This is a genomic window from Streptomyces sp. BA2, assembly GCF_009769735.1.
Lineage (GTDB): Bacteria > Actinomycetota > Actinomycetes > Streptomycetales > Streptomycetaceae > Streptomyces.
Window position 1 is genome coordinate 569,061 of record NZ_WSRO01000001.1, and the last position, 13,638, is coordinate 582,698.

At 69.2% G+C, this 13,638-nt stretch carries 16 protein-coding genes; 9 read left to right on the plus strand and 7 right to left on the minus strand.

Translation table 11 applies throughout. From position 1 onward, the window contains the following. The first annotated feature begins 58 nt into the window (after nucleotides 1–58). On the plus strand, nucleotides 59–1,288 hold the full coding sequence (locus E5671_RS02360; RefSeq protein ID WP_160502166.1) for an MFS transporter: 1,230 nt from the start codon (nucleotides 59–61) through the stop codon (nucleotides 1,286–1,288). A gap of 131 nt (nucleotides 1,289–1,419) precedes the next feature. Continuing rightward, nucleotides 1,420–1,776: a MerR family transcriptional regulator gene (locus E5671_RS02365; RefSeq protein ID WP_160502167.1), complete on the plus strand. Its 357-nt coding sequence runs from the start codon at nucleotides 1,420–1,422 to the stop codon at nucleotides 1,774–1,776. 148 nt (nucleotides 1,777–1,924) lie between these two features. Here the strand turns inward: E5671_RS02365 and E5671_RS02370 are convergent, their stop codons facing one another. Genes E5671_RS02370 through E5671_RS02380 form a run of 3 tightly spaced genes read right to left on the minus strand, consistent with a single transcriptional unit; the run spans nucleotide 1,925 to nucleotide 4,726 of the window. Then, nucleotides 1,925–2,797, minus strand: a complete 873-nt coding sequence (locus E5671_RS02370; protein ID WP_160502168.1) for a polysaccharide deacetylase family protein — start codon at nucleotides 2,795–2,797, stop codon at nucleotides 1,925–1,927. 21 nt (nucleotides 2,798–2,818) lie between these two features. After that, complete coding sequence (locus tag E5671_RS02375) at nucleotides 2,819–3,472, minus strand: sigma-70 family RNA polymerase sigma factor (RefSeq protein ID WP_160502169.1); 654 nt, start codon at nucleotides 3,470–3,472, stop codon at nucleotides 2,819–2,821. Nucleotides 3,473–3,520: 48 nt separating this feature from the next. Next, nucleotides 3,521–4,726, minus strand: a complete 1,206-nt coding sequence (locus E5671_RS02380; RefSeq protein ID WP_237330000.1) for an IS701 family transposase — start codon at nucleotides 4,724–4,726, stop codon at nucleotides 3,521–3,523. Nucleotides 4,727–5,024: 298 nt separating this feature from the next. Here E5671_RS02380 and E5671_RS02385 point away from each other — a divergent pair, with 298 nt between their 5' ends. Together E5671_RS02385 and E5671_RS02390 are read left to right on the plus strand one after the other, a co-directional pair. Then, nucleotides 5,025–5,672, plus strand: a complete 648-nt coding sequence (locus E5671_RS02385) for a TetR/AcrR family transcriptional regulator (protein WP_160502170.1) — start codon at nucleotides 5,025–5,027, stop codon at nucleotides 5,670–5,672. 245 nt (nucleotides 5,673–5,917) lie between these two features. Then, the gene (locus E5671_RS02390; RefSeq protein ID WP_237330001.1) at nucleotides 5,918–6,685 is read left to right on the plus strand and encodes a response regulator transcription factor; all 768 of its coding nucleotides are present in this window, start codon (nucleotides 5,918–5,920) and stop codon (nucleotides 6,683–6,685) included. A 186-nt stretch (nucleotides 6,686–6,871) separates the two neighbouring features. On the opposite strand, the gene E5671_RS02395 is transcribed toward E5671_RS02390, so the two are convergent. The 4 genes from E5671_RS02395 to E5671_RS02410 all read right to left on the minus strand — a co-directional run bounded on the left by E5671_RS02395 (nucleotide 6,872) and on the right by E5671_RS02410 (nucleotide 9,185). Then, nucleotides 6,872–7,099 (minus strand): helix-turn-helix domain-containing protein, encoded by a 228-nt coding sequence (locus E5671_RS02395; RefSeq protein WP_160502171.1) that lies wholly within the window; start codon nucleotides 7,097–7,099, stop codon nucleotides 6,872–6,874. Beyond that, nucleotides 7,099–7,746 (minus strand): DUF2975 domain-containing protein, encoded by a 648-nt coding sequence (locus E5671_RS02400; protein ID WP_237330002.1) that lies wholly within the window; start codon nucleotides 7,744–7,746, stop codon nucleotides 7,099–7,101. Before E5671_RS02400 ends, E5671_RS02395 begins: the two co-directional genes overlap by 1 nt. A 99-nt stretch (nucleotides 7,747–7,845) precedes the next feature. Next, on the minus strand, nucleotides 7,846–8,580 hold the full coding sequence (locus E5671_RS02405; protein WP_160502173.1) for a maleate cis-trans isomerase family protein: 735 nt from the start codon (nucleotides 8,578–8,580) through the stop codon (nucleotides 7,846–7,848). 89 nt (nucleotides 8,581–8,669) lie between these two features. After that, complete coding sequence (locus tag E5671_RS02410; RefSeq protein ID WP_160502174.1) at nucleotides 8,670–9,185, minus strand: LuxR C-terminal-related transcriptional regulator; 516 nt, start codon at nucleotides 9,183–9,185, stop codon at nucleotides 8,670–8,672. Nucleotides 9,186–9,466: 281 nt separating this feature from the next. On the opposite strand from E5671_RS02410, the gene E5671_RS02415 reads away from it, so the two are divergent. The 5 genes from E5671_RS02415 (at nucleotide 9,467) to E5671_RS02435 (ending at nucleotide 13,599) form a co-directional block, all read left to right on the plus strand. After that, the gene (locus E5671_RS02415; protein ID WP_160502175.1) at nucleotides 9,467–10,612 is read left to right on the plus strand and encodes an isopropylmalate synthase; all 1,146 of its coding nucleotides are present in this window, start codon (nucleotides 9,467–9,469) and stop codon (nucleotides 10,610–10,612) included. A gap of 65 nt (nucleotides 10,613–10,677) precedes the next feature. Beyond that, nucleotides 10,678–10,869 (plus strand): lysine biosynthesis protein LysW, encoded by a 192-nt coding sequence (locus tag E5671_RS02420; RefSeq protein WP_160502176.1) that lies wholly within the window; start codon nucleotides 10,678–10,680, stop codon nucleotides 10,867–10,869. A gap of 41 nt (nucleotides 10,870–10,910) precedes the next feature. Continuing rightward, complete coding sequence (locus E5671_RS02425) at nucleotides 10,911–11,762, plus strand: ATP-grasp domain-containing protein (protein ID WP_160502177.1); 852 nt, start codon at nucleotides 10,911–10,913, stop codon at nucleotides 11,760–11,762. Then, the gene (gene argC / locus E5671_RS02430; RefSeq protein WP_160502178.1) at nucleotides 11,759–12,814 is read left to right on the plus strand and encodes an N-acetyl-gamma-glutamyl-phosphate reductase; all 1,056 of its coding nucleotides are present in this window, start codon (nucleotides 11,759–11,761) and stop codon (nucleotides 12,812–12,814) included. Before E5671_RS02425 ends, argC begins: the two co-directional genes overlap by 4 nt. Then, on the plus strand, nucleotides 12,811–13,599 hold the full coding sequence (locus tag E5671_RS02435; RefSeq protein WP_160502179.1) for an amino acid kinase family protein: 789 nt from the start codon (nucleotides 12,811–12,813) through the stop codon (nucleotides 13,597–13,599). The genes argC and E5671_RS02435 overlap by 4 nt, the downstream gene beginning before the upstream one ends. Nucleotides 13,600–13,638: the final 39 nt, after the last annotated feature.

The following is a 13,638-nucleotide window of genomic DNA, read 5'->3' on the forward strand; positions in this document are numbered from 1 at the left end:
ACCTCATGTCTCGTCATGTTGACCTTCACACATGTGTGATGGTTCGAGCATTCACACCATGTCAATTAGCGAGAAGAAGCCATCAGTTGATCCCGGTTCACGGATCCAGGATCAAAAAGAACAGAAGTTGCCGATGCTGGCGCTGCTGGCCCTGGCCACAGCCGTCTTCATCACGAGCCTGACGGAGACACTGCCCGCCGGCCTGCTGCCCGCGATGAGCAGCGATCTCAACGTGAGCGAGTCCGCCACCGGGCAGACGGTGACGATCTACGCGATCGGCACCGCGCTGACGGCGATCCCACTGACCGCGGCGACGGCCGGCTGGCGGCGCAAGCAGCTGCTCCTTGTGGCGATGGCGGGATTCGCGGTGGCCAACACGGTCACGGCCGTCTCGGAGAACTACTCGGTGACGATGGTGGCCCGCTTCGTGGCCGGCGTCGCGGCCGGCCTGGCCTGGGCGCTCCTCGCGGGCTACGCCCGGCGCATGGCGCCGCCGCACCTGCAGGGCAAGGCCATCGCGATCGCGATGGCAGGTATCCCGGTGGCCCTCTCCCTCGGCGTCCCCGCGGGCACCTTCCTGGGCAAGGTGATCAGCTGGCAGGCAGCCTTCCTGACCATGACCGGCCTGACCGTGCTGCTGCTCGTCTGGATCGCGGCGATCGTCCCCGACTACCCCGGCCAGAAGGCCGAGGCCCGTACGCCCATGCTGCGCACCCTGAAGGTGCCGGGCGTGACGCCGGTCCTGTTCGTCACGCTGGTGTTCGTCCTCGCCCACACCATCCTCTACACCTTCATCGCCACGTTCCTCGACGAACTGGGCATGGGCGACTCCATCGACGTGGTGCTGCTCGTCTTCGGCGCCGCCTCCCTGGTGAGCATCTGGGTCGTGGGCTCGCAGATCAACCAGCGGCTGCGGGGCCTGATGATCGGCGCCACCCTGCTGATCGCGGTGGCCGCCGCCCTGCTCGCGGTCCTTTCCGACAGCACCGCCATGGTCTACCTCGCCGTGGTGCTGTGGGGCCTTGGCTGGGGTGGCGCGCCCACCCTCCTGCAGACCGCTGCGGGAGACGCGGGCGGCGAACAGGCCGACGCCGCCCAGGCCATGCTCGTCACCCTGTGGAACGTGGCCATGGCAGGCGGCGGAATCCTCGGCGGCATCCTCCTGGACGCCGTCGGCTCCACCTCCTTCCCCTGGACCATCCTCGTGCTCCTGGTCCCGGTCCTCGTCGTGGTCCTGGCCGCCCGCTCCCACGGCTTCCCCGCCAAACGCGCCAGCGTCGACGCATGAACACCCCCGCAGGGCACGGCGCTCCGGCAGGGAGCCGCACCGGCTCCCGCCGGACGCCCCCCTGCCCCCGTCCCCGCCTCGCTGAGTGCGACAGGCGGGGGACCCACCGCGGACCGGGACGGTGATCGCACGTGCTCATCGGAGCGATGTCCCGCCGAACCGGGGTCAGCGAACGCCTGTTGCGCTACTACGAGGAACAGGGCCTGCTCAAACCCCGGCGGCGGCCCAGCGGGTTCCGCGAGTACGGCGACGAGGACGTCCGCACGGTTCAGCACATCCGGATGCTGCTGGCCGCCGGTCTCAGCACCCACACGATCGCCGAACTGATGCCCTGCATGTTCGCCGCAGGCCACAGGCGCTCGCCGGTCTGCCCCAGCATGCTTCCCAGCCTGCACCGGGAACGCCGGCGCATCAGCGACACCGCAGCCTCTCTCTTGGCCGCGCGCGACGCACTGGACGCCGTCATCGGGGCCGCGGGCCCGCCATGACGGCGCGTCGGACGTACATCGCGCAGCGGTTCAGTTCTCTGCGCTAATCCCCCGGGCGCAGGGACGGCGGGCTCGTACCCGAGGTGCCAGAACGGCACTGGATACGAGCCCGCCTTCGAGGTTTCTCCTACGCCTTCCGCGGCCCGGCTTACGCTTTCCGCGGCCCGGTCTCACGGGCGTAGTGCTCGGCGATCTCGTCGCTGGTCGTCAGCCACACCCCGGGATGATGCGCGAGGTGGGCGAGCGCCTGGTCCAAGTACTTGTGCCGGAAAGGCTGGTTGATGATGAACGGATGCAGGACCAGCGCCATCACCCGGCCGCTGTCCGCCGAGTCGGCGTAGAGCTGGGCCAGTTGGTCCTTGACGATCGTCACGAAGTCCGGCCCGCTGAGGTGCCGGCCGACGAACAGGCTGACGTCGTTCACCTCGATCGAGTACGGCACGCTCAGCATCCCCGGCACGTTCAGCCGGTAGGGCTGGTCGTCGTTCGACCAGTCGAGGACGTAGCTCAGACCGAGCTCGGCCAACAGCTCCGGCGTGGCGAAGGTCTCGGTGAGCGCAGGCCCCAGCCAGCCGCGAGGACGGCGCCCGGTGGCCCTCTCGATGGTCTCCACGACGTCCGCCAGGTAGGCCCGTTCCTCCTCGGCGGACATGCCGGTCTGGAAGGTGGAGTTGTCCCTGCCGTGGGCGATCCACGCCCAGTCACGGGCCCTGCCTGCTTCGATGATCTGCGGATAGCGGTCGCAGACGGCCGAGTTGAGCATCACGCTCGGGCGCATCCGGTGCCGGTCGAGGCTCTCGATCAGCCGCCAGATGCCCACCCGGGGCCCGTAGTCGCGCCAGCCGTAGTTCAGCGGATCGGGGCAGAGCCCGGCGGTCCCCGCGAAGATGCTCGTCGAGGGCCGATCGACCTGGTAGTGCTCGACGTTCAGCCCGATGTAGCAGGCGACACGGGCCCCGCCGGGCCAGTGGATCGGCTCGCGGTCGACGATCGGGCTGTAGTCGAAGAGCTGATTGTCCATGGTGTCCTGCCTCATGGTTGGTCACAGACACGGAGGATCAGGGTGCGTGCCGTGGTGCGCGGGCGCCAGGCCGTGGCGGCGGCCGTAGTCCGCAAGCAGGGTGCGCAGCCGTCGGCGTCCCCGGTGCAGGCGGGAGGTGACCGTGCCGCGGGGGATGCCGAGCAGTTGGGATATCTCGCGGTAGTGCAGGCCCTCGACGTCGGCGAGGTAGACCACTTTGACGAAGTCCTTGGGGGTGTCCCGCAGGGCGTCGAGCAGTTCGGGCTCGGGGATGTGATGGAGCACCTGGGTCTCGGCGGAGGTGAGGCCGCTCGAGGTGTGGCCTGCGGCCCGGGCCAGCTGCCAGTCCTCGATCTCGACGGCGCCGACGTGCGGGAGTTCCGTCTGTCTCTTGCGGTAGGAGGTGATGTAGGCGTTGGTCATGATGCGGTGGAGCCAGCCCCAGAGGTTGGTTCCGCGCTGGAACTGGTGGAAGGCCTTGTAGGCCTTGGCGTACGTCTCCTGCACCAGGTCCTCCGCGTCCTCGGGGTTGCGCGTCAGGCGCAGAGCCGCCGAGTGCATCCGACGGCGGTAGGCCAGGGCGTCGCGTTCGAACCGCTGGGTGCGCTCCTCGACGGTCTCTGTGTCCGTCGGGGCCTGCGGGAGCATGGATGGTGTGTCGGGGGGTGCGGTCATTCCTCGTCCTCTTGCCGTGGGGGCGGCGTGTGGTCGTCTCGTCCGGGATCAGACGGCTGCGGGCCGTCGCGGCGCACCGTGCGGCAGCCGGCTGTAGACGTACGCGGCGGATGACATCGTCATGTGGTGGTGCCAGCCGGGGAACGAGCGTCCTTCGAAGTCCAGGAGGCCGAAGTCGTCCTGGAGCTGTTGCACGGTGGCGTGGGTGAGGGCGGGCCGGCGCATCAGGGCGAGTACGTCGTCCATGCGCCGGTCGGTGAGGTTGGTGATCCAGAAACGGGGCGGTCGCTGGGGGGTGGCGGATCGCTCGGCCAGGAGCCGGTGGACCCGCTGGGCGCCGGGCGAGGCCGGGCGCAGGCCGGGGAGGCGTACCAGTGACGAGTACACATGGAGGTGGCGCGTCCGGCCGTTCTGCTCGACGCCGACCACATAGGGACGGCGGGATCCGCCCTCGCGCATGAACTGCTGGGCGCTGACGGGCTGGAGGAGGGGCCGCGCCGCCGTCGACGGGCGGGTGTGCTGCGCCGGAAGGACGGGCTGTCCGGGCTGGACCTCGATGAGGAAGTCCCGCTCGCGCAGAGTGAGGTGAGCGGCCAGGCGGCCCGCGTCGACGGCGCAGTGCCGGTCGAGGACGAGCGGTGCGGGCCGCGTCAGGTTGAGCGCGGCGAGCCGGTCGGTCAGGTCCAGGACGTGCGTCCACAGCGGCTGCGACCGGACCGATTCAGGGACCCGGGCCCGTCGGCGCCGCCGCTCGTCGCTCGACCACCCCTCGTCCATCAGGAGGCTCCAGTCGACCGGGAGGCTCTGTGACCCGGAGGTCAGGAACAGACCGACGCCGACCTGGCAGTTGAGGGTGCGCCCCGCGGCGGCGACGAACCGGCGGTGTACGCCCACCGAGTGCTCGCCGCGCTTGACGGCCAGCGTCATCCCGATCGTCCAGGCGTGCGGGGGGAGTTGGGCGGCGGCCTTTCGTGCCAGGGCCTCGCGGGCCGCCTCCCAGTCCCAGGGGCTGGCGCTGATGAACTGCTGCAGGGCCTGCGGGGCGCCCGCGGACAGCGAGACGGCCTTGGCCATCTGCCGGATCGTCTTCTTGCCGGGGACCGTCAGCAGACCGCGCAGGTAGGCGTCTGCCCACCGGCGCTGGTCGGCACGGGGCAGATAGCCGAACACGTCATCCACGAAGTCGCAGTAGTCGGGCACACAGCGGCCCGGGTCCCGCATCTGAGGCAGAGCTGATCGATGCTGTACGGCCATGGTGGATCCCCCTCGAACGTCGACAGCCGGTCCGGTACCCAGGAATATACAGAACGCTTTTTATGTTTTTCGCGGATGAGGGGCCGAACCGCTCCTACTTCGTGAAGTCCGCGTTGCCGCATCCCTGCCCACCTGGGGAAAGTTGCGTCATAACGACCGAGACGGGCGAGAGGTGTTTGAGCTTGATGCGCACCCGATGGTGCGAGGCGCATCGGCGGCCGATCCCTGACTGTCTGCCAGGCCACGCCCCGCGCCCCCGCCGCTCCTGTCCCGTCCGTCGCAGAGCCAGGGGACGGCGATGGTGAGCCAGCAGCGGGCCCTTCGCACCCGGCGCGCCCTGGTGCGCGCGGCCGCCGAACAGATCGACCGCCACGGCTACGACGGCGCCTCCCTGCAGCGCGTGAGCCGGGGAGCGGGCATCTCCATGGGCGCCCTGACGTTCCACTTCCCGACGAAGGACAAGCTCGCCGACGCCCTTCAGGAACGGGGCCGTTCGATGACCCAGGCGGCGGTGCGCCAGGCCCTGGCCGTCCCCGCCTCCCCGCTCCGCCGGGCCAGAGCGCTGGTCCTCGCCCTCGCCCGGCTCCTGGAGAAGGACACCGAAGTGCGGGCGGCCGCCCGGCTGGCCAGGGAGCGCTCCTCCACCGAGGCCGACTGGACGGCGAACTGGCTCCCGCACCTGCGCGAACTGCTCGACCAGGCCCACGCGGACGGACAACTGCGCGCGGAGGCGGACCCCGAGACCGTGACCGTGATGGCCGGCTACCTCATCGCCGGCGTCGACGCCCACCTGCGCCACCTGGCCCACACACCGGCGCCGGACGCCCCGCACACCGACGCCGTGGGACAACTCGCCCGCGTCTGGGACCTCATCCTCCACGGGGTCTGCGCCGTCGAACCGCCGCGGCAGAACGCCCGCCAGGGCGAAGACGTTTCAGAGTTCTGAGAGCCCGCTCAGAGCCCGCTCAGAGCCCGCTCAGAGCCCGAGGAGAGACCGCGGACACTGATCGGTGACTTATTGAAGTCTCCATTTCCTGTCCCGCGCGTCCGTCGCAAGATGACGGTGCGAAGAAGCTGGATCGCCCGCTCCGGCGATGGCCTCAGTCGACAGCTACTCAAGGGGGAGAGATGCATGCCTGACGCATGCGACCGGAAGAAGTTGCCCAGACCGCGAGCCGAGTCGGAGCCGACATGGATCTGATGGACCCTCACATATTGTCCCCCCGGCTCACCCGGGGGCCAGGACAGCGGACCACGCCGGGCGCCGCGGCACTCCGCCCCACACTCCAGCAGGCGCCCGCCTCCTGGCGGCTGCTGGTCGTGGAGAACGACACCAGCGACGCCGACGCACTCGCGCGGGATCTGACCCGGCAGGGGCACACCGTCGAGAGAGCGACGACCGGGAGAGCGGCGCTCCAGGGCTACCGGCACGCCGACCTGGTACTGCTCGACATCGAACTCCCGGACCTGGACGGCCTGGAGGTCTGCCGCGAGCTGCGCTCGGCGTGCGACATCCCGGTGATCGCCGTCACGGCCCGGGGCAGCGAACTGGACCGCGTTCTGGGGCTGCAGGCCGGCGCTGACGACTATCTGGTCAAGCCCTACGGCTTTCGCGAGCTGATGGCCCGTATCGAGGCCGTCATGCGCCGTACGCAGATACGGCCCGCGGCCCACCAGATCATTTCGCAGGGCCCCTTGAGGATCGACGCCTTCGCACGGGAAGTACGCGTGCACGGCAGGCCGGTGGACGTCACCCCGAAGGAGTTCGACCTCCTGCACCTCCTCGCCTCGCACCCGGGGATCGTCATCTCGCGCAACCGGATCATGCGGCAGGTCTGGGGCGACTCCTGGTCACGCCGCACCATCGACACCCATGTCAGCAGCCTGCGCAAGAAGCTGGGAGCGGGCCACTGGATCACCACCATCCGCGGCACCGGCCTGCAGTTCAGCCACCGATGAGGCTCCGCCCGGCGGCACGCTGCCGTACGACCTCACCGCGATCACCGGCGGCCTGGTCCCCGAGCTGCAGCGGCGCGGGGCGTTCCGCACGGCGTACGAATCCGCAACGCTGGGCGGACACCTCAACCTGCCCCGGCCCAACAGCCGTTACGCACGAGACCTACCCGCGTGGCTCCTCGTAGCTCCTCAGCGCGGGCGGTGGCTGAGCAGGTCGCCGGGTTGGCAGTCCAGTACCTCGCAGATGCGGGTCAGGGTGGTGAAGCGGATGGCCCGAGCCCGGCCGTTCTTCAGAATCGAGAGATTCACGTGAGTGACGCCCACCCGCTCCGCCAGCTCGGTCAGGGTCATCCCGCGCCCTTCGAGCAGCCGGTCGAGATGGACCTCGATGGCGTGCTCGTCGCCCTCCTCGGCCATCAGACCGTCCCCTCGAGGTCTTCGCGCATGGCGATGCCGACGCGCATGACCCGGGCGAACGAGAGGATGCCGAGGCCGGTGAGGATCGCCATGAAGGGAACATCCCACAGAAACAGTCCGGACCACGCGTGGCTGCCGCTGTCGACACTCAAGGAGGCGACGAGCGCCCGCTCCACCACGGACGTCACGATCGCGGAGACCACGCTGCCCGCCAGGAGCCACCAGCCGAGGCCGCGCAGCCGTCCGGCGGTCTGTGCGGTGTAGAGGCCGTCGCGCTCCGCACCCTTCATCAGCCGCAGGACGAGCACCAGCGCGCCGGCGGTGAAGAGGAGGGGCACCAGCTGGGACGTGGTGTCGAGCAGGTTCTGGAGCCCGTCGGCAGCCTCCGTGCAGTATGTCGGGTGCGTGTCCAGCAGCAGACTGGCCTTCGGCGCGGGTGTGAAACCCGGGTGCGGACCGGAGCCCCCGGCACCGGTGGTGGCGGTCGTGTCCGTGGCGCACACGGACGCGTCGCCGACGCCGAGAACGGAGACGTTGTCCGCGAAGAGCAGGCCGAGCAGGCCCGCGCCCATCACCGCCGCCATCACCGTCACCACCGACTTGACCGTCGTCGACATCGGCTCCAGCGGACTACGCATCTTCCCCATCACGGACCCCCGTTGACTATGTATCGTTTATCGATGTTATCGATAAACGATACATGAGCTGCCGGTGCCGGAGACCCGCCCCCACAGGGCGGCCGCGGATCACGCCGCGCGGGCCGGCCGCTCCACCAGCGGGTGACCCGCGAGGCCTTCGCTCTGCGCGCCCGCCGCGAGCTGCGCCCACCAAGCACTGGCCAGGTTCGAGGAGAGCAGGACCCGGCCGGGGCGGGCGCCGAGCTCGTCCATGGCGTCCAGGGTGAACATGCCGGTGCCGGTGAAGAGAACCGCGGCGTTCTCGGGGAGGCTGTATCGCCCCATCCGCTCAAGGATGGTCCCGGTGGTCACCTGGTAGGGGTCGTAGCGCTCGCCGGCGGGCACGGGCACCACCTGGTCGACGGTGAGACCGGCCTCCTCCCAGTAGCTCCGGGAGAGATCCGTCAGCCACGGCTCGTAGGGGGAGACCAGCGTCAGCCGGTTCAGGCCGAGCGCTTCGCACGCCGCGAGGATGGCCAGCGTCGAGGACACCACAGGGAAGCCCGCACGGTCGCTGAGTTCGGCACAGAACGTCCGGTCGCCCTCGGGGGACAGCAGGTAGTGCGACGCGCTGCAGGCCACCACCGCGGCATCGAGACGCAACTGCCCGAAGCCGGCCAGGACATCGGGCAGCACTTCGTTGTACGTCTCGAGCATCTCCCGCAGGCTCGTGCCCGGCAGAACGGGGAAGCGGGACGTGTAGACATTCATTCCGGAGCCGAGGAAATGACGGAACTCAGGCTCGGCTGTGGGGTTTTCCGGGGGAACCACAAGCCCGAGCCGGGGCACGGAAGGAATATCCATGATGGCATCACCAATCTGTCGGAGGTATCTCCCGGAAGATATCTCCGTACCGGGCGGCTGCCACTACGGGAATCCGTAGCCCTTTTGTTTCAGGCGGCATTCCTGTGGCGCTGTTCCAGGGCGTGAGCCAGCTGGGCGCGGCGTCTTATCGACAACTTGAGGTAGATCCGGGTGATATGGAGTTCCACGGCACGCGTGGACACCGTGAGCGCCTCGGCGATCTTCCGGTTGGTCATGCCGTCCACCATCATCGCCGCGATGCGTTCCTCGTGCGCGGTCAATCCGGCCCCGCCGGCGGGGCGCCGGTCCGCGGCGGCGGGCCGCCGCCCCCGCAGAGCCTCTCCCGTCATCACGTTCCACTCCCGGACCTCCACATGCGCGATGACCTGGGCCCGGACGTAGGGATCGGCACGCAGAACGCGCAGCAGGGAGTCACGGTCCCGCGCTTCGCAGAGCAGCAGTTCTCCCGAGCCGTCCTGCCACGGACCGCCGCCGATCAGCAGCCCGGCCCTGGCCTTGTCGTTCCAGTAGTCGCGATGCTCCTCCCGCCTCCCGTGGCGAGACTCCGCACCTTCCCGGAAGGTCAACTCGACAACGAAGGTCATCCTCTTTCCTCTCGCCCGGCTCGTCCCTCGCACGTGGTCACCGCGGAACCACACTAAGGGCGAAAGCCGGCTGCCGGGCGGGTGGAACGGGAGAATCAGCGGGCTCTGACATTCCATGACGTTTTCTGACGGAGCCCGAACTTGGAAGTCCTTGACGGTAGTTACCCGGCCGAAGAAGCTTGTAACCAGCGTCAACCAGATTCCCCCCAGAGGGCAGGCCAGGGGTATCCGCGACAGCTTGGGCGATATCCACGAAAGCCTCGCAGGAAAGAGTGCTCGCAATGTCAGCAACAGAGAACCGAGGAACAATCAAGCCCCGCATATCCGATGCGACTCTGCGGGATTCCGCCCACATGGCAGGCGTGGAGTTCAGCGCCAAGGATGCCGCGGTCATCTCCGACCTGCTGGTCAAGACGGGCGTGGACCTGGTCGAGGTCGGCATGGTGTCGGGACCCTCGTCCAAGGACGCCGACCTCATCCTGGCCACCCACGAGGCGGTCGGCCCCGAACGGAGCCTGACCCTGGTCGTGGTGAGGGACCGCCAGCAGGTCGCGGCGGCACTGGACGAGGCCCTGCGCCTGGGCGTGCGGTCCGTCATGTTCTCCATCCCCACCTCGCAGGAGCACGCCCAGCTCAAGCTGGCCTCGCCGAGCGCCAAGTACCTGACCTCGATCGCACGCGCCGCCATCGAAGGGGCCAAGGAGCGCGGATTCCACGTCACCTTCAGCGGAGAGGACGGCGCCCGCACCCCACAGGAGCGGCTTGTCCCCTACGTCGCCGCCGGCTTCGAGGCCGGAGCCGACCGCTTCCGCCTCGCCGAGACCGTCGCGTATCTCTCTCCCTGGCAGATGGAGGAGAAGATCGCGGACCTCACCGCGATCGACGGATCCGAGATCGAGATCCACTCGCACAACATGCTGGGCATGGCCGTGGCCAACTCACTGGCCGCCGTCCGGGCCGGCGCCCAGTGGATCTCGGCGACGGTCGGCGGCATCGGCGAGCGGGGCGGCAACGCACCCCTGGCCGAACTGCTGACCTCACTGCGCGTCATCCACGGCGACACCCGCTTCGATCTGACCCACCTCACCGAGCTGTCGAAGGTGGCGCTGGCGGGAGCGGGCCTCGGCGAGGCCTTCCAGTCCGGCCCCACCACCCCGCACGCCTTCGCCTACGAACTGCCCGGGCAGCTCACAAGCCCGCAGGCCTACGAGACCCTGCCGGCCGAGCTCGTCGGCAACTCCCGTGAGCTGCGCGTCCGTTCACGCCTGACGGCCCCCCTGGTCAAGTGGGCGCTGGCCGAAGAGGGCACCGGCATCGACATCGACGCCTTCACGTCATGGCTCACGGCGCGCCAGGAGCAGGACGGACGCCCGCTGCTCGACCAGGACGCCATCCGCAAGGCCGCCGTCGACTACCAGTCCGCGTAACGCGACGCCCGCCTCCCCCACAAATTTCCGTCCCACCAAGTCCCCACATCAGCACTGGAGGAACCATGTCCACGCCCACGTCCACGCTCACCGGTGAATGCCCCGAGTGCGAGACCGACGTCACGACCCCGCCGATGGTCCAGGGCGAAACCATCGCCTGCCCCGAGTGCATGCTCACGCTGCGCGTCGAGGACGTCCAGGACGGCACGCTCGCCCTGCAGATGGTCGAGGTGAAGCTCCGCGACTGGGGCCAGTAGGAGGACCGGAAGCAAGGAGCAAAGGAGTAGGAGTCCCCTCAATGGGCAACAAGATCGCCATCGTGGCGGACCGGATCAGCTGGGAAGAACGACAGCTGATCCAGACCGCCCGCGAGTACGGCCTGGACGTCGAGTGGGTCAACGACGAATCCCTGTGCCTCGGGCACCCGGACGCGCCCACGATCAACCACTACGACGCCATCCTGATCCGCAGCCGCAGCTACACCCGCGGCGGGCTGCTGGCCACCCAGGCCGAAGCATCGAACATCCGCACCCTGAACTCGGCCGCGGCCATCCAGGCCTGCGAGAACAAGCTGACCCTGCGCACCGTGCTGCGCACGGCAGACGTGCCGGTCACGGACTTCCGCCTGGTCCTGTCCCGTACGGACTTCGAGAAGGCACTGGAGGAACTCCCTCTGCCCATGGTGCTCAAGCCCGTCTTCGGCGGCATGGGCAAGCGCGTCGCGCTCATCCGTGACGCCGACACCGCCCAGTCCCTCTACGACTACATCGAGGACCTCGGGCACGGCTTCGAGCAGGCTGCCCTCGCCGAGCCGTTCCTGGACAGCGGCACCTCGATCCGCTGCTTCGTCGTCGGCCGTGAACTCGTCGCCGCCGCGGAGTTCCAGAGCGCCGGCGAGGACTGGCGCAGCAACGCCGCCCTCGGCAACCGCAACCGGGCCCTGGACCACGACCCCGCGCTCTCGAAGATCGTGGACAGCGTCGTGAACGAACTCGGCGAAGGCATCTACGGCATCGACCTCTTCCACACGGTCGAGGGCTATGTCGTCAACGAGGTCAACCACGCGCCGGCCTTCCGCACCATCGCCCAGGCGACCGGAGTGGACATCCCATCGGCCATCAGCCGCTATCTGCAGGAGATCCTCGCATGATCCGCGTAGGCATAGTCGGCTCCTCAGGGTTCGCCGGCGGTGAACTGATCCGGCTGGTCAGCCAGCACCCCGAGCTGGAACTGACCTTCCTCGGCGGCTCGTCGAACATCGGCCGCCGCCCCGCGGAACTGCATCCGGGCCTGCGCCTGGACCTGGGCCTGAGTGTCGAGGCCGCCACCACGGACCTCTCCGACCGGTGCGACGTGGTGTTCCTGGCCACGCCCGCCGAAGTGTCGGCCGAACTCGCCCCGGCCTTGGCCGAACAGGTCGCGTGCGTGATCGACCTGAGCGGCGCCTTCCGTATCCGCACCCCCGAGCTTCACGAGCGGTGGTACCCCAAGGTGGCGCGGCAGGCCGAACTGGCCGACCGCTTCGTCTACGGTGCGCCCGAGCTCGTCGGCGACCAGATGGCCGGCGCCTCGCTGATCTCGCTGCCCGGCTGCTACGCCACCGCCATCACGCTGGGACTCGCGCCGCTGACTCTCGCGCTCGGCCTCGACCTCAAGACCGTACTCGTCGACGGCAAGAGCGGTTCGAGCGGCAGCGGCCAGGCTCTGCGCACCCCGGGCCTGCACCCCTACCGCAACGGCGCCATCACGCCCTACGCGCCCGTCGGGCACCGGCACGCCGCCGAGGTCAGCGACTTCCTGGAGCGCAGCAAGCCGGGCACCATCGGCTCCTTGACGATGTCGGCCTACGGCGTCTCACACGTGCGAGGACTGCTCGCCAGTTCCTACGTCCTGACCGACGACGAGGTCGACGGCCGCGAGCTGCAGCGCGCCTACCTGCGCTTCTACAAGCAGCACCGGTTCGTCCGCGTCCGCAGGCACAACGAGACGATGATCCCCGTCCCGGACCCGCAGGCGGTCCTGGGGTCCAACTACTGCGACGTGACCGTGATGCACGACCCCGAAGGGGGCCGCATCGTCGTCCTTTCCGCACTGGACAACCTCCTCAAGGGCGCGGCCGGCCAAGCCGTCCAGGCGCTCAACACGCGCTACTCCCTTCCGGAAGAAACGGGGCTGACCATGCAGCCGCTGGTGCCGGCATGAGCAACATCCCCACAGTGGTCAAGCTCGGCGGAAGCTGCCTGGACGACATGTCGCAGGCCTGGTGGGACGACCTGGCCCAGCACGGCCGCAGCCACCCCCTGGTCCTGGTCCACGGCTGGTCCAAGCCGCTCAAGCAGCTGAGCTCCCGCTACAGCGAGCCCTCGGCCATCCTGCGCGACCGCTACGGAAACCAGAGCCGGTGGACCACTCCCGAGGTGATCGCCGACATCAAGACGGTCAGCGAGACCATGGCCGAGCAGGTCTTCGTACGGCTGGAGAAGCGGGGCATCACCGCCGAGCGCCTCCTGGGCAGCGACGGCCTTGTCCAGGCGGGCGAGGGCGAACGCTGGTGGTGGCGCGACAAGCAGCTCGTCGAACTCGACAACCTGGTCGGCCCCATCACCGACGTGGACCCCACCGCGCTGAAGAACCTGCAGGCCGGCCACTGCTACCTCGTCACACCCCTGGCCCGCAACAGCGCCGGCCAAGAGGTCAACACCGACGCCGACCGGGCCGCCGCCGCCATCGCGGGAGCCACCCGGGCCACGTCCCTGACCCTGGTCACCGACGTCGCCCATCTCCTCATCGACGGGGAGCCGGTCCGCCGGATCACCGCCCGGGCCGCGGCCGATTTCCGCGACCGCGGCGCCACCGGCGGCATGCGCAAGAAGCTGCGTGCCGCAGGAGAGGCCCTGGACCGGGGCGTCGACCGGGTCATCATCGGCAGCGCCCCCGTCTCGGAACTGCTCGCTGAAACCACCGGAACCGTCATCACCAGAACGTGACACGCCCCTTCGCCGCCCCGGCGGCCGGGCGATGACAGC

Excerpts from the sequence above, each read along its gene's own strand:
- E5671_RS02360 (WP_160502166.1), top strand. The coding sequence starts at position 59 with ATGTCAATTAGCGAGAAGAAGCCATCAGTTGATCCCGGTTCACGGATC.
- E5671_RS02370 (WP_160502168.1), bottom strand. The coding sequence starts at position 2,797 with ATGGACAATCAGCTCTTCGACTACAGCCCGATCGTCGACCGCGAGCCG.
- E5671_RS02375 (WP_160502169.1), bottom strand. The coding sequence starts at position 3,472 with ATGACCGCACCCCCCGACACACCATCCATGCTCCCGCAGGCCCCGACG.
- E5671_RS02380 (WP_237330000.1), bottom strand. The coding sequence starts at position 4,726 with ATGGCCGTACAGCATCGATCAGCTCTGCCTCAGATGCGGGACCCGGGC.
- E5671_RS02385 (WP_160502170.1), top strand. The coding sequence starts at position 5,025 with ATGGTGAGCCAGCAGCGGGCCCTTCGCACCCGGCGCGCCCTGGTGCGC.
- E5671_RS02390 (WP_237330001.1), top strand. The coding sequence starts at position 5,918 with ATGGATCTGATGGACCCTCACATATTGTCCCCCCGGCTCACCCGGGGG.
- E5671_RS02395 (WP_160502171.1), bottom strand. The coding sequence starts at position 7,099 with ATGGCCGAGGAGGGCGACGAGCACGCCATCGAGGTCCATCTCGACCGG.
- E5671_RS02400 (WP_237330002.1), bottom strand. The coding sequence starts at position 7,746 with ATGGGGAAGATGCGTAGTCCGCTGGAGCCGATGTCGACGACGGTCAAG.
- E5671_RS02405 (WP_160502173.1), bottom strand. The coding sequence starts at position 8,580 with ATGGATATTCCTTCCGTGCCCCGGCTCGGGCTTGTGGTTCCCCCGGAA.
- E5671_RS02410 (WP_160502174.1), bottom strand. The coding sequence starts at position 9,185 with ATGACCTTCGTTGTCGAGTTGACCTTCCGGGAAGGTGCGGAGTCTCGC.
- E5671_RS02415 (WP_160502175.1), top strand. The coding sequence starts at position 9,467 with ATGTCAGCAACAGAGAACCGAGGAACAATCAAGCCCCGCATATCCGAT.
- E5671_RS02420 (WP_160502176.1), top strand. The coding sequence starts at position 10,678 with ATGTCCACGCCCACGTCCACGCTCACCGGTGAATGCCCCGAGTGCGAG.
- E5671_RS02425 (WP_160502177.1), top strand. The coding sequence starts at position 10,911 with ATGGGCAACAAGATCGCCATCGTGGCGGACCGGATCAGCTGGGAAGAA.
- argC (WP_160502178.1), top strand. The coding sequence starts at position 11,759 with ATGATCCGCGTAGGCATAGTCGGCTCCTCAGGGTTCGCCGGCGGTGAA.
- E5671_RS02435 (WP_160502179.1), top strand. The coding sequence starts at position 12,811 with ATGAGCAACATCCCCACAGTGGTCAAGCTCGGCGGAAGCTGCCTGGAC.